The organism is Shinella sp. (genome assembly GCF_052438155.1).
In the GTDB taxonomy this organism is placed as follows: domain Bacteria; phylum Pseudomonadota; class Alphaproteobacteria; order Rhizobiales; family Rhizobiaceae; genus Shinella.
Genome location: NZ_JBQVPI010000015.1, coordinates 74,583 through 94,602 on the forward strand (window position 1 = coordinate 74,583; position 20,020 = coordinate 94,602).

23 protein-coding genes and 1 tRNA gene are annotated in these 20,020 nt (G+C 59.4%); 14 read left to right on the forward strand and 10 right to left on the reverse strand.

Annotated features, from left to right (window positions below):
• Positions 1–318 precede the first annotated feature (318 nt).
• Together ACT6VE_RS23275 and gloA are read right to left on the reverse strand one after the other, a co-directional pair.
• Positions 319–1,638: a YcbK family protein gene (locus tag ACT6VE_RS23275; protein WP_444800751.1), complete on the reverse strand. Its 1,320-nt coding sequence runs from the start codon at positions 1,636–1,638 to the stop codon at positions 319–321.
• 332 nt (positions 1,639–1,970) lie between these two features.
• Entirely contained in the window at positions 1,971–2,411 is a 441-nt protein-coding gene (gloA, locus tag ACT6VE_RS23280; RefSeq protein ID WP_444800752.1) for a lactoylglutathione lyase, read from the reverse strand.
• 195 nt (positions 2,412–2,606) lie between these two features.
• Here gloA and ACT6VE_RS23285 point away from each other — a divergent pair, with 195 nt between their 5' ends.
• From ACT6VE_RS23285 to ACT6VE_RS23305, 5 genes are all read left to right on the forward strand, one after another.
• Positions 2,607–3,185 (forward strand): cold-shock protein, encoded by a 579-nt coding sequence (locus ACT6VE_RS23285; protein WP_444800753.1) that lies wholly within the window; start codon positions 2,607–2,609, stop codon positions 3,183–3,185.
• On the forward strand, positions 3,185–3,682 hold the full coding sequence (locus tag ACT6VE_RS23290) for a DUF192 domain-containing protein (RefSeq protein ID WP_444800754.1): 498 nt from the start codon (positions 3,185–3,187) through the stop codon (positions 3,680–3,682). Before ACT6VE_RS23285 ends, ACT6VE_RS23290 begins: the two co-directional genes overlap by 1 nt.
• A 116-nt stretch (positions 3,683–3,798) precedes the next feature.
• Positions 3,799–3,875, forward strand: a tRNA-Pro gene (locus tag ACT6VE_RS23295).
• 696 nt (positions 3,876–4,571) lie between these two features.
• Positions 4,572–5,459 carry a RelA/SpoT domain-containing protein gene (locus ACT6VE_RS23300; RefSeq protein WP_444800755.1) on the forward strand — a complete coding sequence of 296 codons (888 nt, stop codon included), beginning with the start codon at positions 4,572–4,574 and terminating at the stop codon, positions 5,457–5,459.
• Positions 5,441–5,710 carry a hypothetical protein gene (locus ACT6VE_RS23305; RefSeq protein WP_444800756.1) on the forward strand — a complete coding sequence of 90 codons (270 nt, stop codon included), beginning with the start codon at positions 5,441–5,443 and terminating at the stop codon, positions 5,708–5,710. The genes ACT6VE_RS23300 and ACT6VE_RS23305 overlap by 19 nt, the downstream gene beginning before the upstream one ends.
• On the opposite strand, the gene ACT6VE_RS23310 is transcribed toward ACT6VE_RS23305, so the two are convergent.
• Genes ACT6VE_RS23310 through ACT6VE_RS23320 form a run of 3 tightly spaced genes read right to left on the reverse strand, consistent with a single transcriptional unit; the run spans position 5,668 to position 8,513 of the window.
• Positions 5,668–6,066 carry an FAD:protein FMN transferase gene (locus ACT6VE_RS23310; RefSeq protein WP_444800757.1) on the reverse strand — a complete coding sequence of 133 codons (399 nt, stop codon included), beginning with the start codon at positions 6,064–6,066 and terminating at the stop codon, positions 5,668–5,670. The genes ACT6VE_RS23305 and ACT6VE_RS23310 overlap by 43 nt on opposite strands.
• A gap of 1 nt (position 6,067) precedes the next feature.
• Positions 6,068–7,057 carry an aldo/keto reductase gene (locus ACT6VE_RS23315; RefSeq protein WP_444800758.1) on the reverse strand — a complete coding sequence of 330 codons (990 nt, stop codon included), beginning with the start codon at positions 7,055–7,057 and terminating at the stop codon, positions 6,068–6,070.
• A 16-nt stretch (positions 7,058–7,073) separates the two neighbouring features.
• Positions 7,074–8,513: an MFS transporter gene (locus ACT6VE_RS23320; RefSeq protein WP_444800759.1), complete on the reverse strand. Its 1,440-nt coding sequence runs from the start codon at positions 8,511–8,513 to the stop codon at positions 7,074–7,076.
• 134 nt (positions 8,514–8,647) lie between these two features.
• Between ACT6VE_RS23320 and ACT6VE_RS23325 the strand changes: the two genes are divergently transcribed.
• From ACT6VE_RS23325 to ACT6VE_RS23365, 9 genes are all read left to right on the forward strand, one after another.
• Positions 8,648–9,541 carry a LysR family transcriptional regulator gene (locus ACT6VE_RS23325; protein ID WP_444800760.1) on the forward strand — a complete coding sequence of 298 codons (894 nt, stop codon included), beginning with the start codon at positions 8,648–8,650 and terminating at the stop codon, positions 9,539–9,541.
• A gap of 120 nt (positions 9,542–9,661) precedes the next feature.
• The gene (locus ACT6VE_RS23330; protein ID WP_444800761.1) at positions 9,662–10,741 is read left to right on the forward strand and encodes an alpha/beta hydrolase; all 1,080 of its coding nucleotides are present in this window, start codon (positions 9,662–9,664) and stop codon (positions 10,739–10,741) included.
• Positions 10,742–10,895: 154 nt separating this feature from the next.
• Positions 10,896–11,909, forward strand: a complete 1,014-nt coding sequence (locus ACT6VE_RS23335) for an alpha/beta hydrolase (protein WP_444800762.1) — start codon at positions 10,896–10,898, stop codon at positions 11,907–11,909.
• Between the two features lie 84 nt (positions 11,910–11,993).
• Positions 11,994–12,404, forward strand: coding sequence for a carboxymuconolactone decarboxylase family protein (locus ACT6VE_RS23340; RefSeq protein ID WP_444800763.1), 411 nt, complete (start codon positions 11,994–11,996; stop codon positions 12,402–12,404).
• A gap of 3 nt (positions 12,405–12,407) precedes the next feature.
• Entirely contained in the window at positions 12,408–12,899 is a 492-nt protein-coding gene (locus tag ACT6VE_RS23345; protein WP_444800764.1) for a (R)-mandelonitrile lyase, read from the forward strand.
• Between the two features lie 58 nt (positions 12,900–12,957).
• A complete protein-coding gene (locus tag ACT6VE_RS23350) occupies positions 12,958–13,365 on the forward strand; it encodes a cytochrome P460 family protein (protein WP_444800823.1) in 408 nt (135 codons plus the stop codon).
• A gap of 37 nt (positions 13,366–13,402) precedes the next feature.
• Complete coding sequence (locus ACT6VE_RS23355) at positions 13,403–13,801, forward strand: hypothetical protein (protein ID WP_444800765.1); 399 nt, start codon at positions 13,403–13,405, stop codon at positions 13,799–13,801.
• Positions 13,798–14,115 carry a hypothetical protein gene (locus ACT6VE_RS23360; RefSeq protein WP_444800766.1) on the forward strand — a complete coding sequence of 106 codons (318 nt, stop codon included), beginning with the start codon at positions 13,798–13,800 and terminating at the stop codon, positions 14,113–14,115. The genes ACT6VE_RS23355 and ACT6VE_RS23360 overlap by 4 nt, the downstream gene beginning before the upstream one ends.
• A gap of 141 nt (positions 14,116–14,256) precedes the next feature.
• Positions 14,257–14,406 carry a hypothetical protein gene (locus tag ACT6VE_RS23365; protein ID WP_444800767.1) on the forward strand — a complete coding sequence of 50 codons (150 nt, stop codon included), beginning with the start codon at positions 14,257–14,259 and terminating at the stop codon, positions 14,404–14,406.
• A gap of 581 nt (positions 14,407–14,987) precedes the next feature.
• Here the strand turns inward: ACT6VE_RS23365 and ACT6VE_RS23370 are convergent.
• From ACT6VE_RS23370 to ACT6VE_RS23390, 5 genes are all read right to left on the reverse strand, one after another.
• Positions 14,988–16,130, reverse strand: coding sequence for an aldo/keto reductase (locus tag ACT6VE_RS23370; RefSeq protein ID WP_444800768.1), 1,143 nt, complete (start codon positions 16,128–16,130; stop codon positions 14,988–14,990).
• Between the two features lie 37 nt (positions 16,131–16,167).
• A complete protein-coding gene (locus ACT6VE_RS23375) occupies positions 16,168–17,019 on the reverse strand; it encodes an SDR family NAD(P)-dependent oxidoreductase (RefSeq protein WP_444800769.1) in 852 nt (283 codons plus the stop codon).
• Positions 17,020–17,202: 183 nt separating this feature from the next.
• Positions 17,203–18,267, reverse strand: coding sequence for an alpha/beta hydrolase family protein (locus ACT6VE_RS23380; protein WP_444800770.1), 1,065 nt, complete (start codon positions 18,265–18,267; stop codon positions 17,203–17,205).
• An 80-nt stretch (positions 18,268–18,347) separates the two neighbouring features.
• On the reverse strand, positions 18,348–18,725 hold the full coding sequence (locus ACT6VE_RS23385; RefSeq protein ID WP_444800771.1) for a DUF1330 domain-containing protein: 378 nt from the start codon (positions 18,723–18,725) through the stop codon (positions 18,348–18,350).
• Between the two features lie 271 nt (positions 18,726–18,996).
• On the reverse strand, positions 18,997–19,890 hold the full coding sequence (locus tag ACT6VE_RS23390) for a LysR family transcriptional regulator (RefSeq protein ID WP_444800772.1): 894 nt from the start codon (positions 19,888–19,890) through the stop codon (positions 18,997–18,999).
• Between the last annotated feature and the right edge of the window lie 130 nt (positions 19,891–20,020).

Sequence of the window (20,020 nt, forward strand, 5' to 3'; positions counted from 1 at the left end):
GGGAGTCGAACCCCTCTTTTCAGAATGAAAATCTGACGTCCTAACCGATAGACGAAGGGCGCGTGCGGTGGGCGTCTTATAGAAGGAGGTTTTGCCTTCCGCAAGCGGGAAAAAGCCGTTGTGACAAAAAAATGAAAAGCCGCCTCGAGTGTGATCTCGGGACGGCTTGGAATGCGTGAAAACACATGGATAGCAGGTGCTTAAAGCATGTCGCGTAAAAGTGTGCAGCGGTTTTGCGGCAACGACATGCGAAAAATCAAGGAGCTAAAGCGTCAGGAGCGAATCTGAAAGATCGCGATGCGTTTTAGGGTGCAAAATCTATTTGCGCCGACGGCAGCGCCAGTTCCAGTCACGTTCCGTACCGACGTCGATATGTACGGATTCGGTATGGCAATAGGTGCCGACGCCGCCGCGGCCGGGCATGGTGCGCAGATATTCCGCAAGTTCCCATTTGCTGACGCCGGCGATCTGGATATCCGCCGCCTCGCACCGTGTGTGCAGCGACTGCTTGGCACGGTTGCGCTTCAGGTCGCGCAGGCCGGAGGTGACGATGATCGGCTTGTCATAATGCTTCTCGATCGTCTTCAGCACCTGCAGCAGTTCCGGCTTGAAACAGCCGGTCTGTACCTTTTCGGTCTGCAGCCACAGGCCATTTGGCGCGAGGCGCGCAAGGCCGGCAAGCGAGGCCACTTCCTTGAACTGCGGTGCGTCATTCTCGACCTCTTCGGATTCCGAGTGATCCGTCGAGAACAGGGCATGGGCAGTGGTAACGCCCGGAAGCGTGCCGAGCGAGGCCTTCTGCGTGGCGTTCGCGCTGTCGCGGCTGATCACGCGGCGCGGCTGCACGGCAAAACGTTCGCCGTCGAACTGCTCCTTGGCTTCACGCTTGTTGGTGAAGAGGGAGGCGAGCGTCAAGGTTTTGCGCGGCTGAACCTTGGTCTGTGTCTCCGTTTCCGGCAGGGCGGCGACAGCGCCATCGTCCGCCGGTGTTGCAAGCGCGAGGTCTGCGGCATTGCCGGCCGCAGCTTCCGCGACGAGCGCCGTGCGTGCCGTCTTCGGGATCGGCACGGTTTCCGGCAGCACGACTTCGGCCTTTTCATCGCCAAGGGTGGCGACCGGCTGCTGTGTGGTCGAATCGACCGCCGGCATGTCTTCTACCGGCAATCGCCCGGACTGATCGGCAGTCTGCGCCGCACCCGAATTGGCATAGAGGCTGTTGACGGCGCCATTTGTGCCGGACGTTTGCGTCGCATAGGCGTTGCTTGTGGGGGTCGCCTGGTTGCCATTGGAATAGATGCTGACCTTGCCGGCGTTGAGCGACGTGGGCTGCATGACGAGGCCTGCCATGTCGCTGCCGGCTTCGCCCGTTGTCTGCTGCCCCGTCGTTCCGGCATCGGCCGTGACGGATGCATCCTGCGCTGCCCCGCCAGTTGCACCAGCGGTAACGACCGGCGTGGTGGTCTCTTCCGTGCTGCCTTCGGCGACGGAATCTTCGCTTTCCTGCGTGGCCTTGTTATCGGCGCGCATATCCGTGGAAGCCGCGGAAACGCAGCCCGAAAGCGTGGCAACCGAAACGGCCAGCAGCAATCCATACCGCAGCGCCTTCAGGCCTGGCCACTTTCCCTGCAAATCTTGCAAAGGCTTTCCCCCGCATTCGACGTTCGTGCCCTCGGTCTTGCCGCCGGTCGGGCCATGTCTTCAAACAGTCGCAACCGCAATCGAGAAAAGCCGGATGGCCAGGCTGCGGTTGCCGCGATGTTAGCGTTTCGGCCGAATGTGTAAAGGCCGACGCGCGTGAAGCCGTAAAACGCAGAACGGAATACATCCGGCTCGCAATCGGCCGAAGCACCCTCTCACTGGCGATTGACCGGAACGGCAAGAAAGTCCCGGTCAAATACGGCGAAACAATGGTCTCGTCATGCAGGTATATAGGACGCAAGCTTTGCCCGGAGCTTGCGTCCCGTTTTGGTTTACCAGGCGCCGGTATTGCCCATGGAGGCCCAGGGTTCTGCGGGCGCTAGATTTTCGCCCTTCTGCAGGATTTCGATGGAAACGCCATCCGGCGAGCGCACGAAGGCCATGTGACCGTCGCGCGGCGGGCGGTTGATGGTGACGCCGTTGTCCATCAGATTCTGGCAGATCGCATAGATATCGTCGACCTCGTAGGCGAGGTGGCCGAAATTGCGCCCGCCGGCATAGTCCTCGGTATCCCAGTTATAGGTGAGTTCGAGGCAGGGAGCGGCGTTTTCGCGCGCGGTATCGACATCCTCGGGAGCGGCCAGGAAGATCAGGGTAAACCGGCCCTTTTCATTCTCATAGCGGCGCACTTCCACGAGACCGAACAGGGTGCAGTAGAAATGCAGGGACTGATCGACGTCTTTCACGCGGACCATCGTATGGAGATAACGCATTGGAATATCCTTAGAATGTGGAATCGCTCGGAAGATTAGGGTTTTGTCAGCCTGAGGCAAGCCTCGCGGCCTACCAATACGACCGGCAAAACTTTCAAAGGGGCTTGCGCATTCGCATCGGGACAATGTTATTCTTGTTATCAAGAATCAGTTAACCGTAACTCATGTGACGCGTAAACGAGGGGCTGGTAGGTCATGGTGGACAGAATGTCTTCAAAGGAAATCACAGGCCGTGATGACCAGAGCAATGACGCTGTCGATCTGATCGAGATCACCGGTGTCATCAAGTGGTTCGACGTCGCCAAGGGGTTCGGTTTCATCGTTCCTGACAATGGCATGCAGGACGTGCTGGTGCACGTCACCTGCCTCCGTCGCGATGGCTATCAGACGGTTCTCGAAGGAACGCGCGTCGTGGCGCTGATCCATCAGCGTGATCGCGGCTATCAGGCCTTCCGCATCCTTTCCATGGACCAGTCGACAGCTGTGCATCCCTCGCAGATGCCGCCGGTAAGGACGCATGTGCAGGTCACGCCGTCGAGCGGACTGGAGCGCGTCCTGGTCAAGTGGTTCAACCGCACCAAAGGTTTTGGCTTTTTGACGCGCGGCGAGGGCACGGAAGACATTTTCATCCATATGGAGACGCTGCGCCGCTTCGGTCTTACCGAGCTACGCCCGGGGCAGGTCGTTCTCGTGCGCTTCGGCGATGGCGACAAGGGCCTGATGGCTGCCGAAATCCATCCAGACAATCCGGCTCCCGGTAACATGGCACACTGATGGCAGTTCCTGCGCGCGCTTCTGGTTTGGCGCGCCTGACGGGCGCCCTGCTGGCATTGTTTTTATGCCTACTTCCCGCGGCTTACGCGGCCGAGACCTTTGACAAGCAGCCCCTGGCGATTATCACCAAGGACGGCAAGAGCCATGCTTTTACGGTGGAACTTGCCGTGACGCCGCGCCAGCGCGAGCAGGGGTTGATGAATCGCCGGGACATGGCTGCGGACCACGGCATGCTCTTCGCTTTCGGCGAAACGCGGCAGGTCTTCATGTGGATGAAGAACACCTACCTGCCACTCGACATGCTGTTCCTCGCCAAGGACGGCAAGGTGCGCGCCATCAAGGAAAATGCCGAGCCGTTGTCCGAATCGATCATCGATTCGCAGGGACCGATCGATTACGTGCTGGAACTGAACGGCGGCACCGTGAAGCGCCTCGGAATTCACGCTGGCAGCCGCGTGCAGAGCGACCTCATCGAATCCCAGCGCAAGGCGAAGTAGGGCTTTCGCGAGACTCTTCCCCTGAGAAACAGTTTCCCTGTAATAACCGTGAGAAAGCTGCCTTTTGCTGTTGCGGCACAAGACAGATGCGTGTATCTCCCCATCGCCGGGACGGACGGAGTGTAGCGCAGTCTGGTAGCGCATCTGGTTTGGGACCAGAGGGTCGGGAGTTCGAATCTCTCCACTCCGACCATCGGCAAGCCCCGCGAGGCAAGGGTTAGAAGCAAACCCTAAAATAATCCAAAGAACTCACCGATACGGCAGACCGCCACCTGTTACGCGGTGATGGTATACGTGAAGACGCCCTCCATTGGGGGCCGTCAGTCAGATTGCGTCGCGCACTTCCACGGGTCATCGCGCCAGCCAGCAGGTAAGCGTTCATGGTATCGCCCCATGAACATGACGCCCTGACTATATCCGGGCCAGACGACGTGATCCGATTCCAGGTCGGCTCCGATACTGTGGCGGGTCTGCCGTCCACTCCGCTTTGATGATGCTGGACTGTTCCTTCACATCAGCCTCGTGAATGTAGCCGTCCCTGATTGGGATGCGGCGAAAAGCGTGACGGCGGATGCGTTGCGCTCGATCTACCTCCAAGGACAACGCCCCCTGCTTGTAGACCCTGCTCGGAAGAAGGTCAGCACGGGTCAGGAATGGCCTCGGCATCTCGATCATGGTCATGTCTCCCCAGTGCGCCCAATCGGCGCTCAAGGGATATTTTGACCTGGATATCTGGCGAGAAAATTTCGCCGGCAGAGAATGGCTTCAGTCAACGGGGGTGGGCGGAAGTCGAGTTATAAAGTGGTTGCGAATTCTACTATTGTCTGCGTGAACAAAATCCGATTCACGGTGACAGACGGTGTCAAGTTATCCGGTTTACGAATACAACATGCACGATGTCGCCAGGGCCGGACAACGTTTGAAAGACGTTATTCCTTGGGATGACTACGACGACGAGGTTCGTCGGGTCTTCTCCGTTGCGAATAGTTGGCGTGACAGTCATGTTCTGCCGATGAAGAGAATTCGTCTTTCTATTGCACACCGGATGCGCCACCTGAAACTTTCGGGTGACGTGGTCGCGCGGGCGAAGAGGATGTCTTCGATCCGTGGAAAGCTGAGAAGGCATCCAGGTAAGCTAGACCAGATGCAGGACCTCGGCGGATGTCGTGCGATTATGGACGACATTAACGGCGTCAACGCCTTGGTGGCCGAATGCCAGCGCATGCCGCACGAAGTCCGTACCCACAAGAACTACGTCGATAAGGCGAAACCTGACGGATACCGTAGCCACCACGTCATTTTCAGATTCGACGGCGATGCAGATCGGGCGATGTACCGTGGACGTCGGGTCGAGCTTCAAATCAGAACGAAGCTCCAGCATTCTTGGGCCACCGCCGTCGAGGTTGTGGGTCAGACCAGACTCGAGGAGTTGAAGTCGGGAAAGGGTAGCGCCGAGTGGCTCCGCTTCTTCCGCCTGATGTCAGACGAATTTTCGTTCGAGGAGGGCTGCGAGTTCGACCGTGTGGCGTCAGGGAGGCGACAGCGCCTCGACGAAATCCGGGACGGCAACAACACCATCAGGGCGATGGACGTACTGGAGAACCATCGCTCGACCACGCGATACATTGCCTCATACATCCTGTCGGGCGACGCAAGGGTATTTCTGATCCGCTACGACAACGTCAACCATACCGTTAGCGTTGAGGGTATTCCGATCCTTCAGTGGGCGCACTGGCATTGCAACACGAAGAGATGGCAATGGAGGAATCTGGATTAGGGGAGAACAGCGCCGTCCTTGTCGATGCGAAAGAGGCTGCATCGATCGTGTCTGCTTTCCCGAACTATTTCGGCGATGTTTCCCTCTTTCTAGGGAAACTGAAGGCGATATGCGGAAAGGCGCGTGAGAGCGAGTATCAGTTGCCTAAACAGGAGATCGTCCCTCCGAAGGCCTACGAAGTGCCGGACCTGAGCTGGTTCAAGCAACGTCATCGGCGGTGGACCGCGCCTGGAAAGCCAAAGACCAAGTAGAGAGGTCGTGTGGATGGGAAATGCTGAGTCAGCGAATAGTGTCGGTCGTATCCCAGGAGTTCGAGATCGCGGCCAACGAGCGGATCGACGACTCCATCGCTCGCCGCATGAAGTTGGTCGTAGAGGTCGAACATGGCGACCGCGTCAGGCGGAAAGCTGAAGGTTCCGCCGTCCACTGCCGCAGCGATCCTTGACACGATCGAGTCTTCGCGGAACCGCGAATAGACGCTGTCGAAGCATCCGACGAGATCGAGGATATGCCCCTCGGTCTCCGCGCTGAGCGGCGCAGGTGTGTCGATCTCCCAGGATGTGCCTATGGCATCGAACTCGAAACGGGATGTCAACACGCCGTCCATGTCAGAGGCCAGTCATCTTCAACGCCGCTTCAGGGAGCCGTTCGCCGACGACGTCGAATTTTGCGAGGATCGCGTCGATCTCCACGATGTCGCTCGGGGTCAGTTCGATGTCGGCGCTGCCGAGATTTTCCTCAAGGCGGTGCTGCTTCGTCGTGCCGGGAATCGGGACTATCCAGGGTTTCTGGGCCAGCAACCATGCCAGCGCGACCTGGGCGGGCGTCGACTGCTTGTTCTCGGCGATGACAGTGATCGCATCGACCAGCGCGAAGTTCGCCTTGCGTGCTTCCGGACTGAAGCGCGGAACTGCGTTGCGGAAATCCGTGGGGTCGAACGCGGTGTTCTCGTCGATCTTGCCCGTCAGAAAACCAGCGCCGAGCGGGCTGAACGGCACGAAGCCGATCCCGAGTTCTTCGAGCGCAGGCAGCAGTTCGATTTCAGGGCCGCGCCAGAACAGTGAATACTCGCTTTGGACCGCCGCAACGGGCTGGACAGCATGTGCCTTGCGGATCGTGCCGACACCCGCTTCGGAGAGGCCGAAATGCTTGACCTTACCCGCGGCGATCAGGTCCTTCACGGCACCCGCGACATCCTCGATCGGAACGGCCGGGTCGACGCGGTGCTGGTAGAAGAGGTCGATGCAGTCGGTTTTCAGCCGTTTGAGGGAGGCCTCCGCAACGGCTTTGATATGCTCCGGACGGCTGTTGGTGCCACCGCGGCGCTCGCCGGTTTCCAGGTCGATGTCGAAGCCGAACTTGGTGGCGATGACCACCTTGTCGCGGATCGGGGCCAGCGCCTCGCCGACAAGTTCCTCGTTGACGAAGGGGCCGTACGCTTCGGCGGTGTCGAACAGCGTGACGCCCCGGTCATGGGCGAAGCGCATCAGCTTGATCATATCGGCCTTGTCGGCCGCAGGCCCATAGGCCGAGCTCATGCCCATGCAGCCGAGGCCGAGGGCTGAGACTTCGAGCTTTCCGAGTTTTCTGGTTCTCATGGTCAGTTCTCCTTGATTACGCCGCGCCCTTCACAGGCACGGGTTCTTCGTGGTTTCTTTCCAGCCGCAGGGCGGCTGGCACGATGGTTACGAGGGCGATCATCAATGTCAGCAGCAGCATGACCGTTCCGGCGTCCAATGCATGGGAAACGCGATATGCGGTCAGGTCGGTTCCTGAGAGGCCGGCCGTGCCAACGGCTGCGACCGCAATCAGAACTCCGAGGCCGACCGAGCTTCCCATCTGGTGGGCCACGTTGACCGCACCGGAGGCGGCACCTGCGTCGCTCCGGGTGACCCGGACGACGCCGGACGACGTAAGAGGACTAAGGGTCAGTCCCTGGCTGATGCCGATCAAGAGCATGGGTAAAGCGACGGCGGTCCAGTAATCCGAGCCGACGCCCGCGCGGCTCAACCAGCCCATGGCGACGACGCCTGTGACCATTCCGACGATGAGGACCGTGTTGCGGCCGAAACGTCGGATGAGCCTGGGAACGAGGATCGCGATCGGGACATGCAACATCGTCGCGGGAACGAAGGCGAGGCCCGTCACGGCGGGACGGAAGCCCGCGACTTCCTGGAGGTACAGCGTCGTGAAGAAGAAGAAGCCGGCCATCGCGCCGAGGTAGAGAACTCTTGCCGCGTAGGCCCCGGACCGTTCGATGTCCGAGAACAAGCGTAGCGGAAGGATAGGTTGCTTCGCCCGACGTTCGATCTGCACGAAGGCAGCGAGGAGAATGACGGCGACGACCAGGGTGGCGATGGTGAGCTCGTCCCATCCGGCCTGCGCGGAGCGGATGAAGCCGTAGACCAGCGCACTCATGCCCAGCGTCGATGTGACTGCACCGGGAATGTCGAAGGTTCCGGGCTGTTTGTCCGTCTCGGGAATGTAGACCCGTGCTACAAGAGCCATCGCGATCCCGATGGGAAGGTTGATCAGAAAGCCGATGCGCCAGGAGAGCCAGTCCGCTAGAAGGCCGCCCACGATCAGGCCGAACGTGGCCGAGACGCCAGCCGCGGCGCTGTAGAGCGACACGGCGCGGACGCGTTCTTCGCCCTCGTCGAAGTTGGTCTGCAGCAGGGCCAGCGCCGATGGCGCGAGGATCGCTGAGCCTAGTCCTTGGATCGCACGCCAGGAAAGCATCCACGTGGAAGACTGCGAAGCCCCGATCGCAACGGAGGCAAACGTGAAGATCGCCATGCCGGCGATAAACATCCGGCGGCGGCCGAAGATATCGCCAGCGCGAGCGCCGAGAAGGAGGAAGCCCCCGAAGGTCAGCGTGTAGGCGCTCTGTACCCATGCCAGACCGGCATCCGTGAACCCGAGTTCGTGATGGATTTTTGGCAGTCCAGTCAACACGACCGAGATGTCGAGGACGATCATCACGTAGCTGATCAGAATGATCGCGAGGATCGCCGTCTTATGGACTGGAGCGGTCGTCTGGTGTTTTTCTGGCATTGCATCGTCCGATCTGCGCTTGGCGAGGCCGTCCTCCTCGGCATGGCCGCGGTTCCTATGTGGACAAGATATCCCTTGCCGACCATTTGGATTAGGGGCAGTAATCGAGATGAAGCTATAAGGGCGCCTAATGAATGAAGCAGGAGAATTTTAACGAGCTTGTCGCTTTCGTTATGGTGGCGCGTGAGGAAAGCTTTACGAAGGCGGCCGTTAAACTCGGCGTCTCGCAGTCAGCGCTCAGCCAGACTGTTCGCGGTCTTGAGGAGAGACTCGGACTTCGGCTTCTGACGAGGACGACGAGACGCGTCTCGCCGACGGCTGCGGGCGATCGTCTTCTGCAGACGGCCGGTCCAAGGTTCGAGGAAATCCAGGCGGAGTTGGCGGCACTCACCGAGATGCGGGACAAGCCAGCTGGGACAGTGCGTATCACGGCAGGCGAACACGCCGCGATCTCCGTTCTGGCCCCGGCGCTGGACAAGTTCCTTCCTGACAATCCCGACGTGAACGTGGAGATCACGGTCGACTACGGTCTGACGGATATCGTGGCGGAACGCTACGACGCGGGCGTGCGTCTAGGCGAGCAGGTCGCGAAGGATATGATCGCGGTCAAGATCGGCCCCGAGATGCGCATGGCTGTGGTGGGCGCACCGTCCTACTTTCGGCAGAACCTTTGGCCCGAGGTGCCCGAGGACCTCACCAGACACAACTGTATCCAGATTAGGATGCCTACTCACGGCAACATCTTTGCATGGGAGTTCGAGAAGGATGGTCATGAAATCAAGGTCAGGGTGGAGGGCCAGCTTGTGTTCAACAACATCGCCATGCGCCTTGATGCCGTCAAACGTGGTCTTGGCCTTGCTTACATGCCGGAGGACCAGGTCGCGGACTGCATCGCACGGGGGGAGTTGGTCCGGGTTCTCGAAGACTGGTGCGAGCCATTCCCTGGCTACCATCTTTACTACCCCAATCGCCGACACGCTTCGCCCGCGTTTGCGCTCGTACTCGATGCACTGCGATACCGCGGATGATGTTGTGATCAACTGAATGTGATTAATAAGGCACGCTAATATCTTCAATCAAGAATAGGTGGCTAATCAACTAGGTTGGGGCCGCGTACCCTTCTTCCAGCTTAACGTTGTGAGATTGATATGCACCGCGCCATCGTCAGAACTCTATCCGCCATCGCATTCTCGACAGTCATTGCAAGTGCGGCGTTCGCACAGACATCTTCGAAATCCGCGCCGCTCGTGATCCAGGAGCAAGGAAGCTTCGCCGTTGGCGGCGCTGTTTCCAAGACGGCGGGCACATACAACAACAACGCGCCGACGGCGGAAGGTCAATCGCTCCACGGGGACCACGCCTACGTCTCTTATCAGCTTCCTTCGAATCCGAAGCCCTTGCCGATCGTAATGCTTCACGGAGCCTACCAGTCGGCGCGGAGCTGGGAGACGACACCCGACGGCCGCGAGGGTTTCCAGAACATCTTCCTGCGCCGGGGGTTCTCCACATATCTCGTCGACCAGCCCCGCCGCGGCCGTGCGGGCAACAGCACCGTGGCGACGACGATCGAACCGACGCCATACGACCAGCTGTTCTTCGACCAGTTCCGTCTTGGCAAGTGGCCAGACTATTACGACAACGTCCAGTTCTCGCGTGACCCGGAGGCACTCGACCAGTTCTTCCGTTCCGTAACGCCCAATACGGGTCCCTACGACGCGACGGTTATCTCCGATGCCATGTCGGCGTTGTTCGATAAGACCGGGCCTAGCATTCTGTTCACCCATTCGCAGGCAGGCGGTCCAGGATGGCTGACGGCGATCAAGAACCCGAACGTCAAAGCCATCGTGGCGCTTGAACCGGGAAGCGGCTTCATCTTCCCTGAAGGCGAAGTCCCCGCCGACATGCCGAGCGCCGCCGGCACGCTCAAGGGCGAGGCGGTGCCGGTCGCCGATTTCGAGAAGCTGACTCGCCTGCCGATCGTGATCTATTACGGCGACAACTTCCCGGTTGAGCCGACGACGGAGCGCGGGCAGGACAACTGGCGGGTTCGTCTCGCGATGGCGAAGCTCTGGGTCGATGCCGTCAACAAGCACGGTGGCGACGCCACGCTCGTCCATCTCCCAGACGTCGGCATCAAGGGTGGCACTCACTTCCTGATGTCAGACCTGAACAATGTCGAGATCGCCGACCAGGTCTCCAAATTCCTTGCGGAAAAGAAGCTCGACTGACCCACCCGCGTGCTCGACGGGAAGACCGCTGTGCGCGGAATTCTAAAGATTGAGGAGCCTCAAAATGGCGAACGAAGTCATCAACAGGAGCCGACGCGAGTTCCTGGGAGCGTCCGCACTCGTCATCTCCGGTGCAATATTAGGAGTGCCAACCATGACGACCAAAGCCGTCGCCGCCGACTACAAGCAGAACCCGTTCACCCTCGTCTATGACGGTGCGATCACCAGGAACGAGCCGGGCAAGGTGAACATCCATTCGGTGAAATACAAGCTCAACGCCCTCGACATCGTTGCCAACGTCTATACCCCTGCCGACTACGATCCCGCGAGGAAATATCCCACGATCGTGCTGGCGCATCCGAACGGCGGCGTGAAGGAGCAGACAACGGGACTTTATGCCCAGCGTCTGGCAGAACGCGGCTTCATCACGATCACGGCTGACGCTGCCTATCAGGGCGGAAGTGGCGGCGAGCCGCGCAGCACCGACAAGCCGCAGTACCGTATCGAGGACATCCACGGAATGGCGGATTTCATCAGCGGTTTCCCGGGTGTCGACACAGCGCGTCTCGGTCTCTTTGGCATCTGCGGCGGCGGTGGCTATTCGCTGGCGACGGCCAAGACCGACAAACGCTTCAAGGCGGTAGCGACGCTCAGCCTGTTCAACTCCGGACGAGTCCGTCGCAACGGCTTCCAGGATAGCCAAGTGGACACGATCCAGCAGCGCCTGCAGCAGGCCTCCGCGGCCCGCGCCCAGGAAGCGTCCGGCGGCGAGGTCCTCTATTCCGGAGATGCCAATCTGACGGATGCACAGATCGATGCCCTTCCGTTCGATCTCTATCGGCAGGGTTACCGCTATTACTGGCGCACCCATGCGCATCCCGGATCGACCTTCAGATACACGACGAGCAGCCTGATGGACCTGATGCGCTGGGACGCGACGGACGAGCTCGCCTTGATCGATGTGCCGCTCCTGATGATCGCGGGCAGCGAAGCCGACACCCTCTACATGACCAAGGATGCCTTCCCCAAGGCCACCGGCACCAAGGACAAGGAACTCTTCAAGATCGAGGGTGCGAAGCACATCGAGACCTACTGGGTTCCCGAATATGTCGAGGCGGCTTTGTCCAGACTGAAGCCGTTCTTCGATCGTCACCTCGCTACCGCGTAACGCCCATATCCAAAGGGTGCGCATTGCGCCGCCAGTCAAAACCGTCGGCAGATCGCCACGGCCGAACACCAAGAGGAAACAAACTTGAAGAATCGCATGTCGGGAATGCTTTGCGCCGCCATCGTCTTTGGAGCCGGAGTGGAGGCCACCATGGCACAGGAACCAGCCTCAAATCTTGAATCCGCGAAGTCGCGGACCCAGCAACTGATGGGTGATATCGCGCCCAAGCTCGCGGAACTGACAGACGACGTCCTCTATACCGACGTCTGGGAACGGCCACAACTCTCCCAGCGCGACCGTAGCCTGGTAACCGTCAGCGCGCTCATCGCACTCAATCGACCCGATCAGCTCAGGTCGCATCTCGTCCGCGCCAAGAGCAATGGGCTGACCGAAGAACAGCTCGTGGAGACGATCACCCACATGGCCTTTTATTCGGGCTGGCCGAGCGCGGTGTCGGCGATTGCAATCGCCAAGGACGTTTTCGCGGAGAAGTAGGCCATGAAAATGAAGTCTCTCATCACCGCCGCCGTGGCTCTCGGTGCCACAACAGCTTTTGCCGAACCGGAGCGCGAAGTCTCCGTAACGCGGGCGAGTTCGCAGGTGGCAACAGCCGGCGCGCCGGAACACTTCACCGGTTCCGTCAAAGTGCAATCCCGTTTCCAGGCCTCATCGCCAGCCCGAGTAGGGGGAGGACTCGTGTCATTCGAGGCCGCCGCCCGCACGGCGTGGCATACCCACCCGCTGGGCCAGACGCTCATCGTCACGGAGGGATCGGGACTGGTCCAGCATTGGGAGGGCGACATTCAGGAGATCGGACCTAGCGACGTCGTCTGGATACCGCCGGGCGTCAAGCACTGGCATGGGGCTACGTCTGAAGACGGCATGTCGCACATCGCAGTCGCCGAATCCCTGGACGGCAAGACCGTTGAGTGGATGGAGCACGTGACCGACGAACAATACGGCCAGAATAGCGGAGGCGACGGTGAGTAATGTCCTGAGAACGCTCGGCGCTGCCGCCTTCGTCGCTGGCAGCGTCTTTCTGATAGGCATGCAGGTGCATGCGGAGCCGACACGAGCGACGATGCCCGACATCGACAAGCTCGTCCACTACACGACAGTCACGCGTGGAGACGTCACCGAACATATCATGACGACCCGCGAGGCTATCGAGGCGGTGAAAAGGGGCGATCCGATCCCGAACGGCACCCATGTCGCGCTCGTCGATTACCGCGACGGCAAGGTCTTCCGCTACTTCATCATGGAGAAGGGGGAAGGCTGGGGGCAGGACTACGACGAGACCCGTCGTACTGCCGACTGGCAGTTCCAATGGTTCAAGCCGGATGGAACTATAAACATGGACGAGAACACCGCGCGCTGTCAGCGGTGTCACACATCACGCGCAGACAGGGACTTCCTGTATACATTTAACGAAATGCGCCGGTTCGAATTCGAATGATGAGTTCGCTCGTGCTTAGTTCGGGAGTGTCGGAGTGATGGCCGTATTCCGACTTCGCATCGTTCTTGATTTCTTGGCAGTCGCGCTGATCATCGCGTGCCTGGCCTATTGGTGGCTCGACAATCTGTTCCATGAAGTTTTCGGCACGGCGCTGTTTGCTCTGGTGATCGGCCACAACGTCTTCAACAGGCGATGGTACGGCAACGTTCCAAAAGGCAGACGCGACGCTGTCCGGGTGTTCAACATCGTCACGATCATCTGCCTGGCGATTGCGATGCTCGTCATGCTCGCAACGAGTTTGCTGATCTCCCGAGACTGTTCGAATTCATGGCATTGGATGGCGCGTTTGCGGTCCGCGAAATCCACATGTTCGCTGGATTCTGGACGTTGTTCATCGTCGCGATCCATCTGGGGACACGCTGGGCCGTTGTTATGAACACGATCCGGTCAGCCTTGGGCCTTGCCTCGCCGAGTGCCCCGCGCACCATAGCCCTCAGGGCGGTAGCGTTTGCCATCGCGATCTGGGGTATGAAAAGCTCCTTGGAGATGGCCTTCTGGGCCAAACTGATGCTGGCCTACTCGCTCGATATGTGGGATTTCAACGAGAACACGCTTGGCTTTTTCATAAACTACGCGTCGATCGTCGGGTTGTACGCCACGCTCACGCATTACACTCTGAGTTTATTCGGCACGGTCAGAGCAAGAGGGATGGAAGACCGCCAGCGTCTGACGGAACGCTATGACCGCTAATGGCGTATTGCTGTCGTCTCCATCACGGCGGTACTCTTCGAAACGGCACAAAGCATCGTGGTCAAGGTGCGAGGGGAATACCTGAGAAGATCGCAGAGGCCGCTGCTCGCCTGACAGGCGCGCTCGCAGTTCGGGCAAATGATGGACGAGCTGGACATTGTCGTAGATGCCGAACCGGGACTGGATTTTCACCGTGAACTGGTTGGTCATGCCGACACCCTTTCCCTGATGTCCGCGAGGTCGCTCAGCACGCTGGCGGCGACGGACTGGCTGACTGCCAGGACGGCCTGAGCCTCGGCCCATGCCTTCATGCGCTCTTCGCGGGTGGCCAGGAGAACCTCCTGCCGACGGGCGGCCTTCACCCGATCGATAGTCTGCTGACCATCTTCGCGCGGACGGATGGAGACCTCCCGAATTTGTCTTTCTTTCCAGACATCAATCTCTTCCTCTGTTGGTGTCTCCTGTCATGTTGGGAGCGGATTCCGACCGGCACAAATCGGCCGACGAGAATCTTGCACTGAACCCTCCGGTTGTGTTCACAGCGCTCAGGGACAACGGGGGATGGAATGGCTGGGAATTCGACGAAGAACATCAGGGCCGCGGCATACGAAGAGCGACGGAGGTGGCAGAAGGAGTCCGACGAGTTCGTGAGCCCGGGGAAGCGCATCATTGTGGCGTGATTGGTGTCCGCCCTCGCTCCGAGCCCAAGCAGAAGAAGGATCGCGACGGTGACCGCGATGAGGGAGATTATGCGCGGAAAGAGCATGAGGAGCCATTCTCGGTGCATTGGTTTTCGGCCAAGCCCCGGCTAGAGGCCGGCAAGGTTCGGCTGGGCACCGCGTGGGGTGCCCATCATGACAAACGTCCTGCGGCTAGGCAGAGACGTCGACCAGTTCCATCTGCATCTTGTTCATGCGACCGCCATGTACCGTGATCTTGGAAAGGACCGCGTCGATCTCGATGAGGTCCGCAGGCGTTAGTTCCACGCGGAGCGCGCCAAGGTTCTCGTTGAGGTGATCGACGTTGCGCGTGCCCGGGATCGGAACGATGAATGGCTTCCGGGCAAGCAGCCATGCAAGTGCGATCTGCGACGGCGTCGCGCCCCTTGTCCCGGCGTACTCCTTCAGGAAGTCGATGATCGGCATGTTCGCTGCGAGGTTTTCGCGGCTGAACCGCTCGAAGGTCGTGCGGAGGTCGGTCTTCGGGTCCAGCTTCGTGGTGCCGTCCATCTTCCCGGTGAGGTATCCCATTCCCACGGGACCCCACGGAACGAAGCCGATGCCAAGTTCCTCGCAGGCAGCGAGCACGCCATTGGTTTCCGGGCTTCTTTCCAACATGGAATATTCGGTCTGCACGGCGGTGATTGCCTGAACAGCGTGCGCGAGCCGGATCGTCTTCGCGCTCGGTTCGGAGAGGCCGAAATGCAGGACCTTGCCTTCCTGGATCAGGTCCTTGACCGCACCTGCAACGTCTTCGATCGGCACGTTCGGATCGACGCGATGCTGGTAGAATAGATCGATACGATCCGTCTTGAGGCGCTGCAATGAGGCCTCGGCGACCCGCTTGATGCGTTCCGGCCGGCTGTTCAGCCCGATTGTGCCGTCGATGGCAAAACCGAATTTGGTCGCGATCCTCACCTGGTCGCGGATGGGCGCAAGTGCTTCGCCGACAAGTTCTTCACTGGTGTACGGACCGTAGACTTCGGCGGTGTCGAAGAAGGTTACTCCGCTGTCATGCGCCGTGCGCAGCGTCTTGACGCCTTGGGCGATGTCCGCCGGAGGGCCATAATTGGTGCTGATGCTCATGGCACCCGCGCCGATTTCCGAGACTTCAAGCGTTCCGAGGTTGCGGGTTTTCATATGGGTTTCCTTGGCCTGCTCCGATGTTGCAGCCCAGCCCATTGACCCAAGGGGCAATGCTGCGCCCACGAGCGCGGCAGTTGTCAGGAAGTCTCGGCGGTTCAGTATCGAACGGCTTTCTGCGTTCGATCGGGTTGGTTCATCTGTCGCGGACATGGTCTTCTCCTGTTCAAACGGTCTGACGTAAGGGCAATCAGTTGGCTGCGGCCGCAACTTCGTCGAAATCCAGAGAGGTCGAGAGTTGCCGATGGGCGTCGATCTGTTTCTGGAGGGTCGCGATCTTCTGTTCTGCGGTGCCAATGGCATCCGCGCCTGCGATGAAGCGGGCTGGCAGTTCGTTCAAATTGGTGAGCGTCAGCAAAGCCTGGGCAAGCTTGGCGGGGTCGCCGGATTGCTTGCCATTGTAGGACTTCCAGAAGTCCAACTGTTGTGCCCGCCGCTCGGCGTAGTCCTCGATCGAGGGGACCGCGTAATTGGTCGACTCCTCTGTCAGAAGCTCGGTGCGGAAGAAGCCCGGATTGACGATCATGGTCTGAATGCCGAATGGTGCGACCTCGGCCTGTACCGACTCCATCCATCCTTCAAGAGCGAACTTGGAAGCGGCATAGGCGCTGCCGAACTCGAAACCGCCGAAACCCGCGCTCGACGATATCGAGATGATTTTACCAGAACGCTGTTTGCGCATGACGGGAAGGACGGCGCGTGTGACGTTCATCGGACCGATGAGGCTCGTCATCAGTTGCATGTCCATCTGGGCGGATGTCAGTTCCTCGAAATATCCGGCGAAGAAGCTCGCGGCGTTGTTCACAAGCACATCGATGTGGCCAAAGCGTTCGACCGCCGACTCCACCGCCTGCTCGGCATCCACGGACTTGTTCACGTCGAGTTTGACGACAAGCAAGTCTGCTGACTGCCCGATGGCCTTGGCCACCTTCTCGGGATCACGACCAGTCGCAACCACCTTGTGACCCGCCGCTAGCGCGGCCTTTGTGAAATCCAATCCCATGCCGCGCCCGGCACCTGTGATCATCCATACGTTGCTCATAGCCACATTCCTTCGTTGTCTGAAGGCAAGATAGGTCACGCGGAGAGTGCTGATTAGGTGGTATTATCTGCATGTACTTAGAAAGCAGGTTTCTAAATAGGTGAGTCTACGACAACGCCCGGCGGCGATTTCTCGGCTGCCGGGCGGCTTTCTGATGTGTCTCCTATGGGAGTCGAAGAACCGTCAGACGGCGCTGATGTGCGTGCCAAACCAATCGAGAACGAGTTGTGGGTTCTGGCCGAAGTGGTTGTATCCTTGGAAGCGTTGGTCCGTGCCTTCGATCCAGAACAGCTTCTTATCCTTCGACGAGATAGTGTCGTAGATTTCCTGGACATTGGATGGCTTGGTCAGGAAGTCGTCGCGGACCTGGGCGACGAGGGTCGGCACGGTGACCGCCTTGGCATATTCCATCGGCCAGACGTCGGCGAGATGAAATCCGGTCCGCTTGTGGAACGCGGTGTCGAACAGCGCCAGCCCATTTTCGATCTTCTGGTTTTCCACCGCTGTCTGGACGAAGACGCTCGGTGAGACGGGCTGCAGTGCGATTAATGCCTTGATATGCTCGAACTCTTCAGGGTGCTTCTGCATGCCGACGATGGTCGCATTGGCTCCGAGGCACCGGCTGTAGAGAGCCGTTTTCATGTTCTTGGTGTCGGGTCTGGATTTGGCGTAGCGCATCGAGCCGACGACGTCGCGGTATTCCAGGACGCCGTGGCCGTTGACGCCGCCACTGCCCGTGCCGCTGCGGCCGTGGTTGCGCATGTCGTAGGCGATGATGTTGTAGCCTGCATCATGCAGGAGCTTGTATTCCGGCAGGAAATTCACCTCGAAGCCGCCAAAATTGGTCCACGGGTCAAGATGGCCTGGATATCCGTAGCGATTGCAGGGCATCGGATGGTTAAAAATGATCAGGCGATCTGAATCGGCGGGAATGAACCAGCCCTCTATGGTGACGCCGTCCATGGCTGGAAAGAAGATTTCCTCGAACGCCATGCCATATTCATGCGGCCAGCGCAGAATGGGCGTGCGGGTCGAGTGCGCCATCAGGTCGGCCATACCATTGATGAACTCTTCTGATTTCGTGTCGGTCATCGTCGTTGTCACTTTTACGTCGTCGGCCTGCGCACTGGCAGTGGAGGCGGCCATTATGGGAAGGGTGGCGAGTGCTGCGCCGGCTTTCAAAAGCTGCCGACGGCTGCTCGACGTGGCACCGTCGTGTTGCAGGGGGCTGTCATTCGGGTTGCCCATTTCAGGCTCCTTCTTGATGAGATTGATGTTCGACGGGAAACCGAGGCGGTTCTCGGGATCAGCGACCACCCCGTTTGCCGTCACTGCTTGGGGGGCACAAAGCCTTCGGTGATCACGACTGAACCTTCGGTCGACGCGACCCGGAACTTCCTTGCGGCGGTATATTCCGGCGAGTCGTAGAACCGATGGGCGTCCGCAACGCTCGGGAATTCGGCGATGGCCATGACGGACTGTGGCTTGCCTTCGACTGCCGTCGCATTCAGGTTGAAGACGATGATCTTGCCGCCGAATTTCGGAGCAAGCGGGCCTGCTTCTTCCATATACTTCTGGAAGCCGGCCTGATCCTTGATCGTGTAGTTGGCGATCATGTAGCCGGGTGCCTGCGCATCTTGTGCATGGCCAGTCGAGCCGAAAGCCATGGCCATGGCGATGGCTGTGCCGGAGACAAGTTTCTTCATGTGAGATATCCCTTTTTCGATCGGCCAAGGTTCTCCGTCGGCACGATCGGGCGGATCGTGTCTCTTGGGGAAACGGATGGCGTGAGGAGAAACCCGGCGGCGTTTCCGTCCGGCTTTCATGAAGAGGACTGTAACGAGGATCGGTTCGTGCGATTAGACGGCATGATCTGCATGAAGTCAGAAAGCCCAGAGATAAATCCGTCTCGCCGTTCGAGGTGCTCCGCAGGATAGCGAATGGCGCTGAGACGGGCAGCGCACTGGTCTGGCGCTGCTATCCTTTGTAACGGAGCGCTTCGAGCAGGAGTGCGAAGGCCGGGGTGTGCTGGCGTCTGCTCGGATAGTAGAGGTGATAACCAGAGAAGGGCTGACACCAATCCTCCAGTACGCGCACCAGCCGTCCTTCCGCGATGTGGTGGACAACCTGGCTTTCGAACGTGTAGGCCAACGCCAGGCCCTCGAGGGCGGCGGCTTCCAGCATTTCGCCGTCGTTGAGAATAAGAGGTCCATTGACCCGGACCTCGAGTTCGACACCGTCCCGCTCGAACTCCCATGCAAAGAGGCCGCCGCCGGTGGTCTGGCGATAACTGGCGCAACGATGGTCGCCGAGGTCGCGGGGCGTTTCCGGTGCCTTTTGTTTGGCAAAGTAGGATGGCGAGCCGACGACAGCCATGCGCAAATCCGGGCTGACCTTGACTGCCACCATGTCTTTCTGGACTTGCTCACCCAGGCGGATGCCCGCATCGAAGCGCCCCGCGACGATATCGGTCAGTCCTTCCTCCAAACTGATTTCCACGGAGATGTCGGGATAGTCCGGAAGAAGCTTCGACAGAACGGGCCATAGTACAGTTTTTGCAGCATGCCGGAATGTGGTGATGCGGATCGATCCAGCAGGCTTGTCGTGAAGCGCCGTGAGCGCCGCGAGTTCACTGTCGATGTGGTCGAAGGCAGGCCTGAGGCCATTGAGCAACTTTTCTCCGGCATCGGTCAGCGACAGGCTTCGGGTCGTTCGTGACAGTAACCGCACTTTAAGGCGTTCCTCCAGCGTGCGGACGGCATAGCTCAATGCGGACTGGGACAACCCCAGCTTGGGGGCGGCTCGGGTAAAACTACCCTCTTCGGCGACTGCTATGAATACGGCCAGGTCGCTGAAGTCGCCTTTTCTCATTTATCAGCTCCATTTCTAACTCCATGCGGATTATAGGAGTTGCGGAGTAAAGCAGCAAATTCTGCTATGGCAAGCGGGCTCCAGGGAAATGATATCGGGGGCTTCCTTCTGGCGCGATTCCGGGCGAGGC

Coding starts and splice junctions, on each gene's coding strand:
- ACT6VE_RS23355 (WP_444800765.1), top strand. CDS start 13,403: ATGGCCGTATTCCGACTTCGCATCGTTCTTGATTTCTTGGCAGTCGCG.
- ACT6VE_RS23320 (WP_444800759.1), bottom strand. CDS start 8,513: ATGCCAGAAAAACACCAGACGACCGCTCCAGTCCATAAGACGGCGATC.
- ACT6VE_RS23390 (WP_444800772.1), bottom strand. CDS start 19,890: ATGAGAAAAGGCGACTTCAGCGACCTGGCCGTATTCATAGCAGTCGCC.
- ACT6VE_RS23345 (WP_444800764.1), top strand. CDS start 12,408: ATGAAAATGAAGTCTCTCATCACCGCCGCCGTGGCTCTCGGTGCCACA.
- ACT6VE_RS23315 (WP_444800758.1), bottom strand. CDS start 7,057: ATGAGAACCAGAAAACTCGGAAAGCTCGAAGTCTCAGCCCTCGGCCTC.
- ACT6VE_RS23285 (WP_444800753.1), top strand. CDS start 2,607: ATGGTGGACAGAATGTCTTCAAAGGAAATCACAGGCCGTGATGACCAG.
- ACT6VE_RS23325 (WP_444800760.1), top strand. CDS start 8,648: ATGAAGCAGGAGAATTTTAACGAGCTTGTCGCTTTCGTTATGGTGGCG.
- ACT6VE_RS23360 (WP_444800766.1), top strand. CDS start 13,798: ATGAACACGATCCGGTCAGCCTTGGGCCTTGCCTCGCCGAGTGCCCCG.
- ACT6VE_RS23290 (WP_444800754.1), top strand. CDS start 3,185: ATGGCAGTTCCTGCGCGCGCTTCTGGTTTGGCGCGCCTGACGGGCGCC.
- ACT6VE_RS23385 (WP_444800771.1), bottom strand. CDS start 18,725: ATGAAGAAACTTGTCTCCGGCACAGCCATCGCCATGGCCATGGCTTTC.
- ACT6VE_RS23365 (WP_444800767.1), top strand. CDS start 14,257: ATGGACGAGCTGGACATTGTCGTAGATGCCGAACCGGGACTGGATTTT.
- ACT6VE_RS23380 (WP_444800770.1), bottom strand. CDS start 18,267: ATGGGCAACCCGAATGACAGCCCCCTGCAACACGACGGTGCCACGTCG.
- ACT6VE_RS23310 (WP_444800757.1), bottom strand. CDS start 6,066: ATGGACGGCGTGTTGACATCCCGTTTCGAGTTCGATGCCATAGGCACA.
- ACT6VE_RS23335 (WP_444800762.1), top strand. CDS start 10,896: ATGACGACCAAAGCCGTCGCCGCCGACTACAAGCAGAACCCGTTCACC.
- ACT6VE_RS23370 (WP_444800768.1), bottom strand. CDS start 16,130: ATGTCCGCGACAGATGAACCAACCCGATCGAACGCAGAAAGCCGTTCG.
- ACT6VE_RS23300 (WP_444800755.1), top strand. CDS start 4,572: ATGCACGATGTCGCCAGGGCCGGACAACGTTTGAAAGACGTTATTCCT.
- ACT6VE_RS23375 (WP_444800769.1), bottom strand. CDS start 17,019: ATGAGCAACGTATGGATGATCACAGGTGCCGGGCGCGGCATGGGATTG.
- gloA (WP_444800752.1), bottom strand. CDS start 2,411: ATGCGTTATCTCCATACGATGGTCCGCGTGAAAGACGTCGATCAGTCC.
- ACT6VE_RS23330 (WP_444800761.1), top strand. CDS start 9,662: ATGCACCGCGCCATCGTCAGAACTCTATCCGCCATCGCATTCTCGACA.
- ACT6VE_RS23305 (WP_444800756.1), top strand. CDS start 5,441: ATGGAGGAATCTGGATTAGGGGAGAACAGCGCCGTCCTTGTCGATGCG.
- ACT6VE_RS23350 (WP_444800823.1), top strand. CDS start 12,958: ATGCAGGTGCATGCGGAGCCGACACGAGCGACGATGCCCGACATCGAC.